Origin of the sequence: Anaerosalibacter massiliensis (genome assembly GCF_024623155.1) — a bacterium.
Lineage (GTDB): Bacteria > Bacillota > Clostridia > Tissierellales > Sporanaerobacteraceae > Anaerosalibacter > Anaerosalibacter massiliensis.
This window is the reverse complement of sequence record NZ_JANJZL010000001.1, coordinates 221,851-239,671: the sequence shown is the minus strand read 5'-3', so window position 1 is coordinate 239,671 and position 17,821 is coordinate 221,851. Positions and strand designations below refer to the sequence as shown.

Sequence of the window (17,821 nt, the reverse complement as noted above, 5' to 3'; positions counted from 1 at the left end):
TTGGCTGAAGTATTATCACAAAGTGAAATAGATGCCCTACTCCAAGCAGTAAGTTCTGGTGAAGTTGATGTAGAGGAAATACAAGAAGAAGAAAACTTTAATAAAGTTAAAAAATATGATTTTAGAAATCCGCAGAAAATTGCTAAAGATCAATTAAGAACTTTAGAGATTATTCATGAAAATTTTACAAGACTTTTTCAAACTTTTTTATCTGGTTATTTAAGGGCACCAGTTAAAACATCAATTTTAACAGTAGATCAATATGCATATAGTGAATTTAGTAATGCTATTTCTAATCCAGCTTTTTTGAGTATAATTAATTTCAATCCTTTAAATGGACAGATATTAATTGATATGTCCACAAATATAGTATTTACTATAATTGATAGATTACTAGGTGGAGATGGTGAGGAAATAGATGAAACAAGAAGTTTTACTGAAATAGAGATTTCTCTTTTACAGGGAATGATGAACAGGGTTATAGGACTATTAAAAGAAGCATGGGAAAATGTCATTGAATTGAAACCGTCCTTAGAAAAAATAGAGGTAAATTCTCAATTTGCTCAAATAGTTCCCCCTAATGAAACTGTAGCATTAGTTACCTTAAATATATCTATAGGCGATGTTGAAGGTATGATTAATATATGTATTCCATATATAGTTTTAGAACCTATTTTAGACAAATTAAGTACAAAATTTTGGTTTTCTAGTGCTAGAAAAGAGATATCTAAAAAAGATTTGGAGGTTATGAAAGAGAGGATTTTAGAAACTTCTGTGCCTGTTCAGGCAGAGTTAGGTTCTACTATTATTAGAGTTAAAGATATATTGAATATACAAATAGGAGATGTAATTAAATTAAATTATAATAATAATTTAATAAAGATGAGAATTGGTTCAAAAGTAAAGTTTCTAGGAACTCCAGGAGTATCAAACAATAATATGGCAGTGAAAATAGTAAAGGCAGTAAAGGATGGTGAGGGTAACAATGAATAATGACATGCTTTCTCAAGAAGAAATTGATTTTATACTTAAAGGGTCAGATGGAGAAAAGAATGAGGATAATTTAGAATTAATTGGAGATGTAGAAAAAGATACACTTGGTGAAATTGGAAACATAAGTATGGGGACTGCTGCTACAACTTTATCTACATTGTTAAATCAGAAAGTTACTATTACTACTCCAAAGGTAATGATAACAACTATTGATAGATTAGCAGGTGCATATCAAATACCTTTTGTTGCAATTGATGTAACTTATAAGGAAGGTTTAGAAGGAGCTAACATACTGATATTAAAAGTAGATGATGTGAAGGCAATTACAGATGTATTAATGGGAAAAGAAGAAATACATTTGGAAAGGGAGTTAACAGATCTAGATTTAAGTGCTGTAAGTGAAGTTATGAATCAAATGATGGGATCATCAGCAACTTCCTTATCAGAAATATTTTCGAAAAAAATTGATATAGAGCCTCCTAAGTCTTATGAAATAACCTTTAGTGAAGGTAAAGAAAAAATTGATATTTTAAAAGGTGACCAACCTATAGTTAAAATATCTTTTAGAATGATTGTAGGAAATATAATAGATAGTGAGATAATGCAGCTTATACCTTTAGATTTTGCAAAAGAAATGGCAGATATTTTATTGGGAAAAGAAGAAGAGAATCTATCTTTAGAAAAGGACAATGAAGTATCAGCAGCAGTAGAAGAAATTGAAGAAGATTATGAAGTTAGTGAAGAAATACCAATAAAGCCAACTAATTTGGCAGAAGATGAAAATAATATAACTAAGAAGAAGATTGATAATAATGAAGAAACAGTTGTTGTTAAAAAACCTGTTTTTGAAACTTTTAATGGAAAATCTGATGAAAGCTATAATGAATCAATAGATCTAGTAGGAGAAATTCCTGTAGAAATAACTGCTGAATTAGGCAGAACTAAGAAAAAGATTGGTGAAATATTAGAATATGGTCCTGGAACAATAATAGAATTGGACAAGCTTGTAGGAGAACCTTTAAATATCTATGCAAATGGAAAGTTTATAGCTAGAGGCGAAGTAGTAGTAATAGATGATAATTTTGGTATTAGGATAACAGAGATTGTTAATTCCTATAAACATAGTTAATAGAATAATAAATAAGTAAGGGGGAATTTAAATGTCTAAAAGTATATTAATAGTAGATGATGCATCATTTATGAGAATGATGATAAAAGATATCTTAACTAAAAACGGTTTTGAAGTAGTTGGAGAAGCAGAAAACGGAAAAAAAGCAGTGGAAAAATATGAGGAACTAAATCCAGATCTAGTAATTATGGATATCACTATGCCTGAAATGGATGGAATTCAAGCTGTGAAAGAAATTAAAAAAATGAATGGAGAGGCAAAAATAGTAATGTGTTCTGCTATGGGACAACAGACTATGGTTATAGAAGCTATACAAGCAGGAGCTAAAGATTTTATAGTGAAACCTTTCCAGGCAGATAGAGTTATTGAAGCTGTGAAAAAGGTACTTGCTTAAGATGGGAAAAAGTTCCTTAATAGTATTTCTAATTTGTTTATTTCCAGATATAGCTTTTGCAGCAAATATTAATGAAAATAATCTTCATTATGGTAATTTGCTTTTAAAGATCATAATGTATGTTATTTTGCTTATATTGGTATTGTTTATTACATTCTATGGAACAAAGTTTCTGGCCAAAAGGTCAAAAACATTTTTTAATAGTAAATATATGGAAGTTGTTGACTCTATTAACTTGGGATCTAATAATAGGATAGTGATTATTAATATAAATAATTATATTTATATTATATCCATGAATAATAATGGGACAGCCCTTATAGATAAGATGGAAATAGAGTCTTTCTATTCAAGTAGTAGGGAAAGCAAAGATTTTAGCAAATATTTAGAAGAAAACATTGAAAGAAAGGAAATAGCAAATAGCTTCGAAAATGAACTTAAGAAAATGCTAAATAGATTTAAATTTATTAATAGAAAAATAGATGGGAATGAAGATGAAAATGAAGAGAGTGATTAAAAATGCCATCATATTATTAATTTTGATATTGTTTTTTTCTAATACAATATATGCTCAATCAGAATCACCTTTTTTGGGGAAAACAATTAAAATTGATGATGTAGAAAATCCACATGACTATGTAGCTTCTATACAAATATTATTATTACTTACAGTACTTACACTAGCACCATCTATACTTATAATGATGACTAGCTTTACTAGAATTATAATAGTATTGTCTTTTATAAGAAATGCTTTAGGTCTTCAGCAAACACCTCCAAACCAGGTGTTAATTGGATTAGCTTTGTTTTTAACTTTCTTTATAATGGCTCCAGTTGGCAGTAAAATTAATAGTGAAGCTATACAACCTTTTCTTAGAGAAGAAATTGATCAAGAGATAGCATATAAAAAGACTATGGAACCTATAAGAGAGTTTATGTTTAAACAAACTAGGGATAAGGACTTAGGATTATTTATGGATATAGGAAAGTTAAAAGATGTAAAAAAGTTAGAAGAGATACCTAGTAGAGTCCTTATTCCTGCTTTTATAATAAGCGAATTAAAGACTGCATTTCAAATTGGTTTTATAATATATATACCTTTTCTAGTAATTGATATGGTAGTTTCTAGTACATTAATGTCTATGGGAATGATGATGTTGCCACCTGTAATTATCTCTTTACCTTTTAAAATACTTTTATTTATTTTGGTTGACGGGTGGAGTTTAATAGCAAAATCCTTAGTTACTGGTTTTAAATAGTTGAGGTGATTAATTATGAATGAAGGAGATGTTTTAAAGATAGCCCAAGAAGCTATCAAAACTATTTTAATAGTATCGGCACCGATGTTGGGTTTTAGTTTAATTGTAGGATTAATAGTTAGTATTTTTCAAGCTGTAACTCAGATACAGGAAGCTACTTTAGCTTTTGTACCTAAAATAATTGCAGTATTATTATCTATAATAATATTTGGACCTTGGATTTTAAAAGCGGTAACAGAATTTACAGAAACTTTACTAACAAATATTAATTTATACTTACAGTAGAATAGGTGTATAAAATGGAAAATATGTTTAATTTTTTAGCTGATAGCTACGAATTATTTTTATTAGTATTTATTAGGGCTTCAGGGATATTTCTTTTTTCACCTCTCTTTAGCTCTCAAAATATACCTAATATATTTAAAACAGGGTTTTCGCTTATATTTTCATTACTTCTGACTTTAAATTTAGGTATTGAATATTTAGGACAAGCTAATGGAAATCTTATAGTATTAATAGTTAAAGAGTTAATGGTAGGAATAATAATTGGATATATAAGCTATGTTTTCTTTAGTGTTTTTTACATTTTAGGTCAAATAGTTGATATGGAAATTGGATTTGGAATGGTGAATGTAATAGATCCTCAAAATAAAATACAAATACCAGTTATGGGAAATTTTTATTATATATTAGCATTGTTAATTTTCTTATCTATTAATGGGCATCATTTCATTATAAAAGCTTTAGTAGATAGTTATAAATATATTCCTATAGGTGGTTTTGATATAGGAGAGGCTACTACAAAACAATTAGTAGATATTTTAGCTAATACTTTTAGTTTAGGATTTAAGATAGCTAGCCCAATAGTTGTGATAATACTTCTTACAGATATACTTCTGGGTATTTTATCAAGAACTATTCCTCAAATGAATGTATTTGTTGTAGGGTTACCATTGAAAATTATAGCAGGTATGCTGATTATAGCTGCTACAATACCAATATTTAATGTGCTTACAGGCCATGTATTTAAAGATATGTTTAAAGAAATATATACTTTTTTAAAAGGCCCTTAATTAAGGAAGGATTTAAATGGAATTTAAAATACAATTACAACTCTTTGCAGATGCAGAAAAGACAGAAAAGGCTACACCCAAAAAACGTAAAGATGCTAGAGAAGAAGGTCAAGTATTTCAAAGCAGAGAAATAAGTTCTGTATTTATTTTACTTATCTCTTTTCTAGTTTTCAATACGTTTGGAAAATTGATTTTCAAAAATTTAACAGATTTAATGAAATATTTATATTCATCTTTTGAAAACTTAGATAATTTCTTTACCTATGATAATATTAGAATTAGATTTTTATCTATAGTAGTCATTTTTTTAAAAACTTCTGCTCCAGTTTTAATAGCAGCTTCTTTTGCTGGCATATTAATTAATTATATACAAATAGGATTTTTATTTACAACAAAACCTTTAAAACCTAAATTAAGTAGAATTAATCCAATAGAAGGTTTTAAAAGAATTTTTTCAAAAAAAGCATTTGTTGAATTAGCAAAGTCTATAGTTAAAATATTGTTAATAGGATATGTAGCTTATTCTTTTATAAGAAAAAGAGTTGGAATCTTAATAAATTTACCTAGTATGGAACCTATTAAAATATTAGAAAATTTTTCAAATCTATCTTTTAAATTTGGAATGAAAATATTAGGAGTATTATTATTTGTATCCTTATTGGACTATTTATATCAATGGAGAAGTTATGAAAAGAATCTGATGATGAGCAAAGAAGAGATAAAAGAAGAATTTAAGCAAACAGAGGGAGATCCATTGATAAAATCTAAGATAAGAGAAAAGCAAAAGAAAATGGCATTTACTAGGATGATGCAAGATGTTCCAAAGGCAGATGTTATTATTACAAATCCAACTCATATTGCAATTGCTTTAAAATATGATCAGGAATCATATTTTGCTCCTATTTTATTGGCTAAGGGAGAAAATATTATAGCTGAAAATATAAAGAAGAAAGGAAAAGAAAACTCTATCCCTATTGTAGAAAACAAGCCACTAGCTAGGGCTATTTACAAGACAGTAGAAATAGGGGATATTATACCTGAAGAATTATATGAAGCAGTGGCAGAAGTATTGGCTTATGTATATAGTTTAAAAGATGAGTTTTAGGGGGATATTTAGAATGAAATTTGGCGATCTTGTTGTAGCTATAGGAATAATTGCAATGGTTATTATAATTATTATACCAGTACCTACATGGACATTAGATATACTTTTAAGTTTAAATATTTCTTTATCATTATTATTATTATTAATATCCATGTATACTAAAGATGTATTGGAAATTTCGATTTTTCCATCTTTATTATTAATATCTACGGTTTATAGATTGGCTCTTAATATTTCGACAACTAGAAGTATTTTAAAAGATGGAGATGCTGGAAGAGTAATTGAGACCTTTGGTCAGTTTGTTATACAAGGAGATATTGTAGTAGGATTTATAGTATTTTTAATTATAGTTATAGTACAATTTATAGTTATTACTAAAGGAGCAGAAAGAGTGGCAGAAGTAGCAGCTAGATTTACTTTAGATGCAATGCCAGGAAAGCAAATGGCTATTGATGCTGATTTGAATTCAGGACTTATAACGGAAGAGGAAGCTAGAGATAGAAGAAAAAAAGTACAAAAATATTCTGATTTTTATGGTGCTATGGACGGAGCCAGTAAATTTGTAAAGGGAGATGCAGTTGCAGGTTTAATTATAACCTTTATAAATATTGGAGCAGGATTTATTATAGGAATGGTTTCTAAAGGAATGCCCTTTAAAGAAGCCTTATCTAAATATACACTTTTGACAGTAGGAGATGGACTTGTAAGTCAGATACCAGCACTACTTATATCTACTTCAACAGGATTAGTAGTTACAAGAGCTGCTTCAGAGTCAAACTTAGGACAAGATTTAATCAATCAACTATTTGGAAATGATCCTAAGTTAATGTTTGTTATAGGAGGAGTACTTATATTTTTAGGTGTATTTACTCCATTACCAACTATTGCATATATTATATTAGCAGCGTTATTTGTGTTTTCTGGATATTCTATGAAGAAAGAAATTAAAGAAGTTGAAGAAGATGAAATTGTTGAAGAAACTGAGGCAGATGAGTTAAGAAAACCCGAGAATGTTATGTCATTATTAAAAATAGATGATATAGAATTAGAATTTGGATATGGGCTTATTCCTCTTGCTGATGCTAATCAAGGAGGAGATCTTTTAGATAGAATAGTTATGATTAGAAGACAGATAGCTATGGAACTAGGACTAGTAGTCCCTATAGTAAGACTTAGAGACAATATCCAATTAAATCCAAATGAGTATATAGTTAAAATTAAAGGTGTGGAGGTAACCAGAGGAGAAGTTTTATTTGATCACTATTTAGCTATGAATCCTGGAATGGTAGATGAAGAAATAGAAGGGATTGACACTGTCGAACCTGCTTTTGGATTGCCAGCTAAATGGATAACAGATAGGGAAAGGGAGAAAGCAGAAGTTTTAGGCTATACTGTAGTGGATCCACCTTCTGTTATAGCCACCCATTTAACTGAAATAATTAAGGAAAGAGCTCATGAACTGATAGGTAGGCAGGATGTGAAATTATTAATTGATAATGTAAAGGAAGACTATCCAGCAGTTGTAGAAGAATTGGTTCCTAAAATTTTATCTATAGGAGACATTCAAAAAATACTTTCCAATTTGCTTAGAGAACAAATAAGTATTAGAGATATGGTCACTATATTAGAAACTTTAGCGGATTATGGTACTATCACCAAAGATACAGATTTACTAACTGAATATGTAAGACAGAAATTATCAGGGTATATAACCAATAAATATGTAATGAATAGCAGAATAAATGTTATAACTCTTGACAGTGAAGTAGAAGAACTCATAATGAATTCAATAAGTAAAAATGAAACAGGATCTTATCTATCAATGGAACCCAATACTGCACAAAAGGTACTTAGCTCTACTTTAAAATCAGTTAAGAATTTGACTTCTATTGGAGAACAACCAATTATATTAACTGCTCCTATAGTTCGATTGTATTTTAAAAGACTTACAGAACAAGTTACTAGAGATTTAGTTGTATTATCATACAATGAGATTGAACCTTCTGTGGAAGTTCAATCTTTAGGGATGGTGAACATTTAAAATGAAGGTAAAAAAATATATAGGAGAAAATACAAAAGATGCTCTAATGAAGCTAAAAGAAGATTTAGGTCCTGAAGCTGTAATATTAAATACTAGAACAGTGAAGCAGAAAGGGTTTTTAGGTTTTTTAAAAAAGCCATCAGTTGAGATTATTGCGGCTAGCGATAGAAATTATAAAAAATCCACCATAATAGAAAAAAAAGAAAGCATTAACCATGCAAATAACATAAATAATGAATTAAAAAGGCTTGGAAATTTAGTTGAAAGTATGGCTACGCAAGTAAATAATGGGGGACAGGTATTTAATACAAAGTTAGAAAAGTATAGGAAGGTATTAGTGAATAATGGTGTTAATTATAATATTGCCACTAATATATTGAAAAGAATAGATGAGCAAATAAATATTAATGGAAAAAGTGAAGATGAAATTAAGAAAATTATTGGATTTAACTTAAAAGAATCCCTTGGAAATATTGAACCCATAGACATAGAGAGCTTTCCAAAAACTATATTTTTCATAGGACCTACAGGAGTAGGAAAAACTACAACTTTAGCTAAAATAGCAGCTAATCTAGTAATTGATGGGAGTTATGATATAGGACTTATTACAGCCGACACTTATAGAATAGCAGCTGTAGAACAATTGAAAATTTATAGTGAAATATTAGGTCTACCTGTTAAGGTTATTTATAATTCAGAAGAAATATACAAGGCTATGGCTGAGTTTAAAGCGAAAGATATTATACTAGTTGATACTGCAGGAAGAAGTCATAAAGATAATTTTCAAATGAAAGAAATTAGAAAACTTTTAGATAGTGTAAACAATAAGGAAATATACTTAGTCTTAAGTGCAGTTACAGACTTTGTTACATTAAAATCTATTTTAAATAAATATGATTTTGTAGAGGATTATAAAATTATATTTACAAAATTAGATGAAGTTAACGGATATGGAAATATATTAAATACAAAGTTTTGTATAGATAAGCCATTATCTTATTTTACGACTGGACAAGATGTACCAGATGATATAGAGATAGCAGATGTAGATAAAGTAGTAAAATATTTGATTGGAGAGAATTAGTATGGCTGATCAAGCGGAGAGACTAAGGGAAATTATGCATAGACATTTAGATAGAAATGATATTGATAGAATAGAAGATAATGAATCAAAATTTATTGCAGTTACTAGTGGAAAAGGTGGAGTTGGGAAAACTAATTTCACTGTAAATTTAGCCATATCTTTGGCAATATTAGGTTATAAAGTAGTTATAATAGATGGGGATCTAGGGCTAGCTAATGTAGATGTTATTTCTGGAACATATTTAAAATATACTATTTCAGATATGTTTTTAAAGGGAAAAAGTATATCTGAAATAATGGCTGAAGGACCAAGTGGAATTAAAATAATATCTGGAGGTTCTGGATTAAAAGAGTTAAATTTATTGAGTGGTGAAAATTTAGAGACATTTATAAAGGAAATAGAAAAAATTGAAAACCAATATGATTTTATAATAATAGATACTGGTGCTGGAATATCTCAAAATGTAATTAAGTTTTTACTATTAGCGGATGAGTTGGTTTTAGTAACTACTCCAGATCCTACTTCATTAATGGATGGATATGCTCTTTTAAAAGCAATAATTACCTGTGATTATATGGGGGATATTAAAATGTTCATAAATATGGTTGAAAGTAGGAAGGAGGCAGAAGAAGTTTATAATAAATTAAATATTGCATCTAACAGATTTTTAAAGAGAGATATTGAATTTTTAGGTTATTTGAATAAAAGTTTTATTGTTGGAAATGCAGTAAAAAATCAAAGGCCTTTTGTATTGGACAATCCTAATTGTTCTGTATCTAGAAAAATAAAAATAATTGCTTCAAGATTTACTAATATAAGTGAAAAGGAATTTAAAAAAATAAAAACCACAAGCTTCTCTCAAAGACTCCGAGAATTTTTCTTAGGAGAAGGTGGCTAGAACATATGGAATAAAATAAAGTTCTATTTAACACTGGTCATAGGATAGAAATATTGAAAACTAGAAATGAGTAAGAAATTAGCTATTCTGGCCAAGTGTTAGATATATTAGATGATGATATATCTAATTATTAGACCTATTAAAAAGGGTTCTAAAATACCATTATATAGTGGGGATATAATTAAAATTGCTTGCATGCAGGAAAACAAAAGAAAATATATGTTTGGAGCAAAAATAACTGATAGAAAACATAAAGGTATCTATTGAAAAAGAGAGGATTTTAAGAGAAAAAGGAATGATATAAGTGATAAAGGTATTAGTTGTAGATGATTCAGCTCTTATAAGAAAAATAGTTATAGATATATTAGAAGAAGATCAAGAAATTAAAGTTGTAGGAACTGCTAGAAATGGAAAAGATGCAATAGAAAAAATTTTATCCCTTAAACCAGATGTAATAACATTAGATATTGAAATGCCTATAATGGATGGAATATCCACATTAAAGGAAATTGTAAGAAACCATAAAATACCTGTAGTCATGTTAAGTAGTTTAACGGTTAAAGGGGCTGATTTAACTCTTAAAGCATTAGATATTGGAGCAGTTGATTTTGTGACAAAACCTAAAAATATTTTTAGTATAGGAAGTATTTCTGAAAAAAATAAATTAATTAGAAAAGTTAAAATAGCTTCTAAAATTAGGATAGATGAGAAACAAAGGACTTTTGAGCAGATTAAGTTATTTGAAGAAGATGAAAATAAAGGAAAATATAATACTGATAATCCTTATGATAATATTATTGCAATTGCTACTTCTACAGGAGGACCTAAGGCTTTACAGGAAGTTATACCTAAATTACCTTACAATATTAATGGAACTATAGTAGTTGTCCAACATATGCCTGCTGGTTTTACTAAATCATTAGCTATTAGATTGAATTCTATTTCTCAAATAAAAGTAAAAGAAGGTGAAGATAGTGAAAAACTAAAAAGAGGATATTGTTATATTGCTCCTGGAGATTTTCATATGAATATATATCAACAGGGAAATGAGTTTTTTATTAAATTAAATAAAGAAGAGCCTATATCTGGATTAAGACCTTCAGCAGATATACTAATGAATTCAGTTTCAAAACTTAATGGAATAAATAAAATAGGAATAGTTTTAACTGGAATGGGTTCAGATGGAAGTAAGGGTATTAGTCAAATTAAAAACAAAGGTGGCTATACTATGGCACAAGATGAGAAGACATCTATAGTATTTGGTATGCCTAGGTCTGCAATAGATACGGGAAATATAGACTTAGTATTGCCATTAGATAAATTTGGAAATGAAATTATTAAAAGAGCGGGGGTGCAGTAATGGATTTAGATATTAATCAATATTTAAATATATTTGTGGAAGAATCTAAAGAACATTTACAGGATATGAATGATATTCTATTAAGTTTGGAAAAAGATACAGAGAATGAGAAATTACTAAATGAGATTTTTAGAATATCCCATACATTGAAAGGTATGGCTGGTACTATGGGATTTAATAATATGGCAAATTTAACTCATGACATGGAAGATGTATTACAGGCGATTAGAAGTGATGAGATTAGTATAAATACAAATATAGTAGATATATTGTTTAAATGTCTTGATGCATTAGAGATTTCTGTAGATTATGTAAGTGAAAATGAAGAAGAAGATGACAATGAACATTTAGAACTAATAGAAGAATTGAAGAAAATACTTAATAAAGATGAAGAATTAAAGGACGAAGAAAAAAAGTATAAAAAACCAAAGAAATATGATCAATATATTGCAAATGCAGTCAAAGAAGCTAGGGAAAAGGGTTTAAATCCTTATGATATATCTATAAAATTAAATGACGATTGTATGTTAAAGTCTGCCAGAGCTTTCATCATATTTAATACTGTAGAAAATTTTTCTGAAATAATATATTCAAATCCTAGTGTTGAAGACATTGAAGATGAAAAATTTGAATTGGAATTTTCCTTAGTTATTATAACAAAATATGAGAAAAATAAGGTAAAAGAAGAAATATTAAATATATCTGAAATAGATGAGGTTAATGTAGAAGATATTGAAATAAGTAAAGATAATAAGAAAAATATTAAAAAGAAAAAAGATAAAAAAAATGTAAAAAAACCTACTACTAATAATGGGAAAAAAGCAAATAGAGTTGGCAAAACAGTTAGAGTGGATATTGATAGATTAGATACTTTAATGAATTTAGTAAGTGAATTAATAATAATAAAAACTAGAATGGAAGATATGAGTGGAACAACTAGCAAGGAAGATATGAATGAAGCAATAGAGTATTTGGAAAGGATTACTACAAATCTTCATGATGCAGTAATGAAAGTTAGAATGGTACCTATTGAAAGGGTATTTAATAGATTTCCAAGGATGGTGAGAGATTTATCTAAGGAATTAAATAAAGAAATAAACTTGGAAATGTCAGGAGAAGAAACAGAAGTTGATAGAACTGTTATTGATGAAATTGGAGATCCGTTAATCCATCTTATAAGAAACTCTATAGATCATGGAATAGAGCATCCAGATGAAAGAACTGAAATAGGAAAGGACAGAGCGGGTACTGTAAAGTTAAAAGCTTATCCTGATGGAAATAATGTAGTTGTTGAAGTGGAAGATGATGGAGGAGGAATAGATGAAGAGATAATAAAGAAAAAAGCTATAGAAAAAGAATTAATAACTGAGGCTGAGGCAGAAAAATTAAATAAAAATGAATTAATACAATTATTATTTAAAGCTGGATTCAGTACATCAGATACAGTATCAGATGTTTCAGGAAGAGGAGTTGGATTAGATGTAGTAAAGAGTAAGATTGAGGCTATAAATGGATCTATAGAAATTGAAACCAATAAAGGAAAGGGAACTTGCTTTATAATAAGAATACCTTTAACTTTAGCTATTATACAAGCTCTATTAGTGAAACTTGGTAAAGAAATATATGCTATTCCATTAAGTTCAATTTCAGAAATAACTAGTATAGATAGAGAGAAAATTAGAAAAATTCAAGATGAGGAAATTATACTATATAGAGATAAAACATTGCCTATTGTTAGATTAAACCGTTTGATGGGAATAAAAGAAAGTGAAATGGACGAATTAACAGTAGTAGTTGTAAAAAAAGGAGATAGACAAGCAGGCTTAATTGTAAATGATTTAATAGGCCAACAGGAAATAGTAATTAAGCCTTTGGGAAGATTTTTATCCAATATAAAATATTTGGCAGGTGCTACTATACTTGGCAATGGAAAGATTTCTTTAATATTAGATGTAAATACATTATTTTAGGAAGGAGAAGCTAAATGGTTTTGAATACTGAGAATAAGGACTTAGAAAATAAATACGTGTTATTTAAATTAGATAACGAATACTTTGGTTTAGGTATAAATAATGTTCTTTCTATTGAAAAGTTCCAAGATTGTACTAGGGTTCCTAATGCTCCTGTATATATTGTAGGAGTAGTTAATTTAAGAGGAGAAGTTATTCCAGTTGTAGATTTAAGGAAAAAATTAAATTTAGAATTTAAGGAAAATGATAAGGATACAAGAATAATTATTGTAAAGTCTAAGGAAGTAGTAGTAGGACTTGTAGTTGACTTATCTTCAGAGGTCTTAGAAATTGATAATAAAAACATAGACAAGCCACCAGCTACGGAAAATAAAAAGATGAGAGAGTATATAAAGGGTATAGGAAAGGATAATGAGAGATTAATTATATTATTGGATTTGGATAGGCTTTTAGATCTGGATTAGATGGGGTGTTAATATGGCATTAAATACCAATGATATCAATGATATTAAGATTGATGTATTGAAAGAGCTGGGAAATATAGGTTCTGGCAATGCAGCAACTGCTTTGGCAACTATGATATCTAAAAAAGTAGATATGGATGTTCCGAAAGTTAAAATATTAGATTTTAAAGAAGTTCCTAATATTCTTGGAGGAGAAGAAGCTCCTGTAGTAGGAATTTATTTTGAAATGACTGGAGAAATAGTAGGAAATATAATGTTTGTTCTAGATTTGAAATCCGCAAAAAATTTAACTAATATTTTGTTGGATAGAGAAAATAAAACCTTAAATTTGGATGAAATGGATATTTCAGCTTTATCTGAACTAGGTAATATTTTAGCTTCATCATATATAAGTTCACTAAGTACTCTAACTGGTTTAAATGTAGCTATATCTATTCCATCTTTGGCTACAGATATGGCTGGAGCTATTTTGAGTGTCCCTGCCATTCAATATGGATATATTGCGGACTATGTGCTTCTTATTGAAACCTATTTTCAAGAGGGAAATAATAAAGTAACTGGAAATTTATTTATGATTCCTGAAATAGATTCGTTTGAAAAATTATTAAAAAGTTTAGGAGTATGTTGAAATGGATGCTATAAAAGTAGGTATGGCAGATTTGAAAGCTATAGAATCACCAGGAATATTAACTACATTGGGGCTTGGTTCCTGTGTAGGAATAACTTTGTTTGATAAAAAATCTAATATTGCAGGGCTAGCACATATAATGCTACCCTCTAGTAAAGAAATAAAAAACAATAGCAATAAGGCTAAATTTGCTGATACGGGAATTGAACTTTTAGTAGAAAAAATGCTCTTAATAGGAGCAAATAAAAATTTTTTAGTAGCTAAAATTGCAGGAGGTGCACAAATGTTTTCTTTTAATTCCAAGAGTAATATTTTAAAAATTGGAGAAAGAAATGTGATAGCTACAAAAGAAAAATTAAAGGAACTAAAAATTCCTGTTGTTAGCGAAGATACTGGTGGTAACTATGGAAGAACTATAGAATTAAATGCAGAAGATGGTTCTTTATTAGTTAAAACGATAGGACATGGTATAAAAATCATCTAGTTTTTCCTAGTAGGAGGTATACCTATGGTTATTGGAGAATTATGGAAAGAGTATGAAGAAACTAATGACAAAAAAGTGAAAGAGAAATTAATTATTGAATACATTCCCTTAGTAAAAATTGTAGCTGGAAGGATGTATAATTTCTATGGTAGTAAAGTTGATTTTGAAGATTTGATAGGTTATGGTATTTTAGGCCTAATAGATAGCATAGAAAGATTTGATCTAAGCAAGAATATTAAATTTGAAACCTATGCTCAAATTCGGATAAGAGGGACAATAATTGATAATGTAAGAAAATTGGATTGGATACCGAGATCTTTAAGAAAAAAATCAAAAGATGTGCAGAGGGCAATGATGGAGCTAGAAAATAAATTAGGATATTCTCCATCAAATGCTGAATTAGCAAAACATATGAATATGAGCATAGAGGAAATAGAAGAATTGTTAGCAGATATTTCTACTTTTAATGTAATTTCTCTAGAAGATACTTTAAAAGCAAATAATGAAGGGGTAATTGATGTGAAAAGCAGAGAAGATACTCCAGAAGATATTATAGAAAAAAAGGAAATAAAAGAAATATTAATAAAGGCCATAGAAAATTTACCTAATAAAGAGCAGTTAGTAATTTCGCTTTACTATTATGATGAATTAACTTATAAAGAGATTGGATATATTTTAGAATTATCCGAGTCAAGAATTTCACAGATACATAGTAAGTCAATATTAAAAATTAAAAATTATTTAATAAGAAAAGGGATAAAATCCAATTAAGCTGGAGGGGGATTTTAGTGAAATATGGTTTTGAAGAAAAAATATTTGTGGAAGTGAGTAGAAATGGCTTAGAAGGATATTTAACATTAATTTCTGACGATAAAGATTTAAATTTTGATTTTAATAATACTATATCTATTATTAAAGAAAAAATAAAATTAGGACTAAAAAGTGACATAATAAAAGATATGATAGATAATAAAATATACAAGGAGAGAGTTTGTATTGCAGAAGGAGTTTATCCAATAAACGAAAAAGATGGTTATGTTAAATATTATTTTGATAAAAATAAAAAACTGATGCCTAAAATAAATGAAGATGGCACTGTAGACTACAGAGAGCTGGATTTAGTTAATAATGTTAGTGAAGGAGATATATTAGCTAAAATAATATTACCTTCTGGAGGAAAAGAAGGATTAAAGGTTACAGGAGAAAAAATTCCTTATAGACAAGGGAAAACTCCATTTTTTAAATGTGGAAAAAATGTTAAGACAGCTGGAAAAGGACTTTATTTAGTTTCAACTCATGATGGTCAAGTAAAGCTAGTAGATAATAAATTAAATGTTTTAGAAGTTTTAGAGGTTTCTTCTGTTGACAATTCTACTGGAAATATAGATTTTAATGGTTCAATAATAGTTAAAGGCAATGTAATAAATGGATTTAAAGTAAAGGCTGATGGAGATATTGAAATTTTAGGTGTAGTTGAAGGTGCTGATATAGAGTGTACTGGTGATATTTCAGTTAGACAAGGTATACAGGGATGCAATAGTGGTGAAATATCTAGTATGGGAAATATAGTAACAAAGTTTATAGAAAATTCTAATATATTTTGTAAGAGAAATTTAGTGGCAGAGGCAATAATGCATAGTGAAGTAATTTGTAATAATTCAGTAGATATAATTGGGAAAAGAGGTCTATTAGTAGGAGGAATATGCAGAGCAAGAAAAGAAATAAGGGCTAAAACAGTAGGTTCTAGGATGGCAACTTCAACTATTCTAGAAGTAGGGGTTGAGCCAGAATATAAAATTAAAAGTAATAATTTAGCAGAAGAGATTTCCACAACTAAGTCTAATATAAGTAAAGTTGAGAAATCTTTATTTACATTAGAAAAACTAGTTAATTCTAATAAAATAAATGAAGAAAAAAAGCAGCTATATAAGAAATTGGAAAACACTAGAAGGGTCTTAGAAATGAAACTAAATAAAATAAATAAAGAATATACTGCTGTAAAATCTATGATGAAAGATATATCTGAAGGATGTATAAAAGTTGAAGGAACTGTATATCCGGGAGTTAAGATTGTAATAGGGGATAGTACAATGTTTGTTAGGGAAGAATTAAAGAATTGTACATTTTATAAGGAGGAAGGTGAAATAAAAATCGCTCCTTATTAAGGGGATGGTGGAAAAAATGACAATTAGACCTGTAGATTATACTACTTTAGTGTCAAAGACTCAAGAGCTATCTCAAGTTAAACAAATAGAAAATAAAAGAAATGAAATTCAAATGCAACAAGACTTTGTTTATAAACAAGATAAGATTAAAAAGGATCTAAATAGGGTTAGAGATTCAGAAAAAAGCAGAATGTTAAATATAAATGATAAGGAGAAAAAGAAAAAACACAATGATTCGAGAAAAGAGAAGAAAAAGAATAAAAAAGATAAGAAAAAATCTTATATAGGAAATGAAATAGATATTAAAATATGATAAGGAGTTATTATGATATATATAGTTTTATTATTTATAGGAATAATACTAGTTATAATTTCTTTTATATATATTTTAAAAATAGAAAAAGAAAAAGACGAAAAGTATAATTATATTGAAGAAATGTATTTAGAGATTAAAAAATATAATAATAAGTCCATGGAGATAATGGAAGAATTTGAGGAATTAGTGGATTTATCTATATCTAATATAGAAAATACATTAGAAGATAAAAATAAAGAAAAGCAATCTATATCAAATAAAAAAAATAATTTATTTGAAAGCAAAAATTATTTAACAGAAAAGAGTCAAATAGATAAAATATTAGAATTAAAAAAAATAGGATTAACCAATGAAGAAATAGCAAAAAAGCTAAATAAAGGAATAAGGGAAATCGATATAATTCTAAAGGTTAATACAAATAATACAAAAATATAATAAGACAATAAATATATGTTGAA

21 protein-coding genes are annotated in these 17,821 nt (G+C 28.2%); all 21 read left to right on the top strand.

Translation table 11 applies throughout. The features are described 5' to 3' along the window. Positions 1–993: a flagellar motor switch protein FliM gene (gene fliM, locus NSA23_RS01400; RefSeq protein WP_042681726.1), complete on the top strand. Its 993-nt coding sequence runs from the start codon at positions 1–3 to the stop codon at positions 991–993. Beyond that, complete coding sequence (gene fliY / locus NSA23_RS01395; protein WP_042681728.1) at positions 986–2,122, top strand: flagellar motor switch phosphatase FliY; 1,137 nt, start codon at positions 986–988, stop codon at positions 2,120–2,122. Before fliM ends, fliY begins: the two co-directional genes overlap by 8 nt. A 31-nt stretch (positions 2,123–2,153) precedes the next feature. Continuing rightward, positions 2,154–2,516: a response regulator gene (locus tag NSA23_RS01390; RefSeq protein ID WP_042681730.1), complete on the top strand. Its 363-nt coding sequence runs from the start codon at positions 2,154–2,156 to the stop codon at positions 2,514–2,516. Position 2,517: 1 nt separating this feature from the next. Then, positions 2,518–3,033 carry a flagellar biosynthetic protein FliO gene (locus NSA23_RS01385; protein ID WP_042681732.1) on the top strand — a complete coding sequence of 172 codons (516 nt, stop codon included), beginning with the start codon at positions 2,518–2,520 and terminating at the stop codon, positions 3,031–3,033. Further along, the gene (fliP, locus tag NSA23_RS01380; RefSeq protein WP_246119203.1) at positions 3,011–3,775 is read left to right on the top strand and encodes a flagellar type III secretion system pore protein FliP; all 765 of its coding nucleotides are present in this window, start codon (positions 3,011–3,013) and stop codon (positions 3,773–3,775) included. Before NSA23_RS01385 ends, fliP begins: the two co-directional genes overlap by 23 nt. A 15-nt stretch (positions 3,776–3,790) precedes the next feature. Beyond that, complete coding sequence (gene fliQ, locus NSA23_RS01375; RefSeq protein WP_042681734.1) at positions 3,791–4,060, top strand: flagellar biosynthesis protein FliQ; 270 nt, start codon at positions 3,791–3,793, stop codon at positions 4,058–4,060. Positions 4,061–4,074: 14 nt separating this feature from the next. Next, positions 4,075–4,848, top strand: coding sequence for a flagellar biosynthetic protein FliR (fliR, locus tag NSA23_RS01370; RefSeq protein WP_042681736.1), 774 nt, complete (start codon positions 4,075–4,077; stop codon positions 4,846–4,848). 16 nt (positions 4,849–4,864) lie between these two features. Next, on the top strand, positions 4,865–5,953 hold the full coding sequence (gene flhB, locus NSA23_RS01365) for a flagellar biosynthesis protein FlhB (protein WP_042681739.1): 1,089 nt from the start codon (positions 4,865–4,867) through the stop codon (positions 5,951–5,953). A gap of 13 nt (positions 5,954–5,966) precedes the next feature. Next, entirely contained in the window at positions 5,967–7,994 is a 2,028-nt protein-coding gene (gene flhA / locus NSA23_RS01360; protein ID WP_042681741.1) for a flagellar biosynthesis protein FlhA, read from the top strand. Position 7,995: 1 nt separating this feature from the next. Continuing rightward, on the top strand, positions 7,996–9,078 hold the full coding sequence (locus NSA23_RS01355; RefSeq protein ID WP_042681743.1) for a flagellar biosynthesis protein FlhF: 1,083 nt from the start codon (positions 7,996–7,998) through the stop codon (positions 9,076–9,078). Position 9,079: 1 nt separating this feature from the next. Then, positions 9,080–9,976 (top strand): MinD/ParA family protein, encoded by an 897-nt coding sequence (locus tag NSA23_RS01350; RefSeq protein ID WP_042681745.1) that lies wholly within the window; start codon positions 9,080–9,082, stop codon positions 9,974–9,976. Positions 9,977–10,087: 111 nt separating this feature from the next. After that, complete coding sequence (locus tag NSA23_RS16675; protein ID WP_147524988.1) at positions 10,088–10,243, top strand: flagellar brake domain-containing protein; 156 nt, start codon at positions 10,088–10,090, stop codon at positions 10,241–10,243. A gap of 37 nt (positions 10,244–10,280) precedes the next feature. Beyond that, positions 10,281–11,336: a protein-glutamate methylesterase/protein-glutamine glutaminase gene (locus NSA23_RS01345; RefSeq protein WP_042681747.1), complete on the top strand. Its 1,056-nt coding sequence runs from the start codon at positions 10,281–10,283 to the stop codon at positions 11,334–11,336. Continuing rightward, positions 11,336–13,306, top strand: a complete 1,971-nt coding sequence (locus NSA23_RS01340) for a chemotaxis protein CheA (RefSeq protein WP_042681749.1) — start codon at positions 11,336–11,338, stop codon at positions 13,304–13,306. The genes NSA23_RS01345 and NSA23_RS01340 overlap by 1 nt, the downstream gene beginning before the upstream one ends. Positions 13,307–13,320: 14 nt before the next feature. Beyond that, entirely contained in the window at positions 13,321–13,770 is a 450-nt protein-coding gene (locus NSA23_RS01335) for a chemotaxis protein CheW (RefSeq protein WP_042681752.1), read from the top strand. A gap of 13 nt (positions 13,771–13,783) precedes the next feature. Next, complete coding sequence (locus NSA23_RS01330) at positions 13,784–14,398, top strand: chemotaxis protein CheC (protein WP_042681754.1); 615 nt, start codon at positions 13,784–13,786, stop codon at positions 14,396–14,398. 1 nt (position 14,399) lies between these two features. Next, positions 14,400–14,882, top strand: a complete 483-nt coding sequence (locus NSA23_RS01325) for a chemotaxis protein CheD (RefSeq protein ID WP_042681756.1) — start codon at positions 14,400–14,402, stop codon at positions 14,880–14,882. A gap of 24 nt (positions 14,883–14,906) precedes the next feature. After that, the gene (locus NSA23_RS01320) at positions 14,907–15,653 is read left to right on the top strand and encodes a FliA/WhiG family RNA polymerase sigma factor (RefSeq protein WP_042681758.1); all 747 of its coding nucleotides are present in this window, start codon (positions 14,907–14,909) and stop codon (positions 15,651–15,653) included. Positions 15,654–15,670: 17 nt separating this feature from the next. Continuing rightward, complete coding sequence (locus NSA23_RS01315; RefSeq protein WP_042681759.1) at positions 15,671–17,047, top strand: DUF342 domain-containing protein; 1,377 nt, start codon at positions 15,671–15,673, stop codon at positions 17,045–17,047. A 16-nt stretch (positions 17,048–17,063) separates the two neighbouring features. Next, a complete protein-coding gene (locus tag NSA23_RS01310; RefSeq protein ID WP_147524989.1) occupies positions 17,064–17,360 on the top strand; it encodes a hypothetical protein in 297 nt (98 codons plus the stop codon). A 12-nt stretch (positions 17,361–17,372) separates the two neighbouring features. Continuing rightward, on the top strand, positions 17,373–17,798 hold the full coding sequence (locus NSA23_RS01305; protein WP_042681764.1) for a DUF6115 domain-containing protein: 426 nt from the start codon (positions 17,373–17,375) through the stop codon (positions 17,796–17,798). Positions 17,799–17,821: the final 23 nt, after the last annotated feature.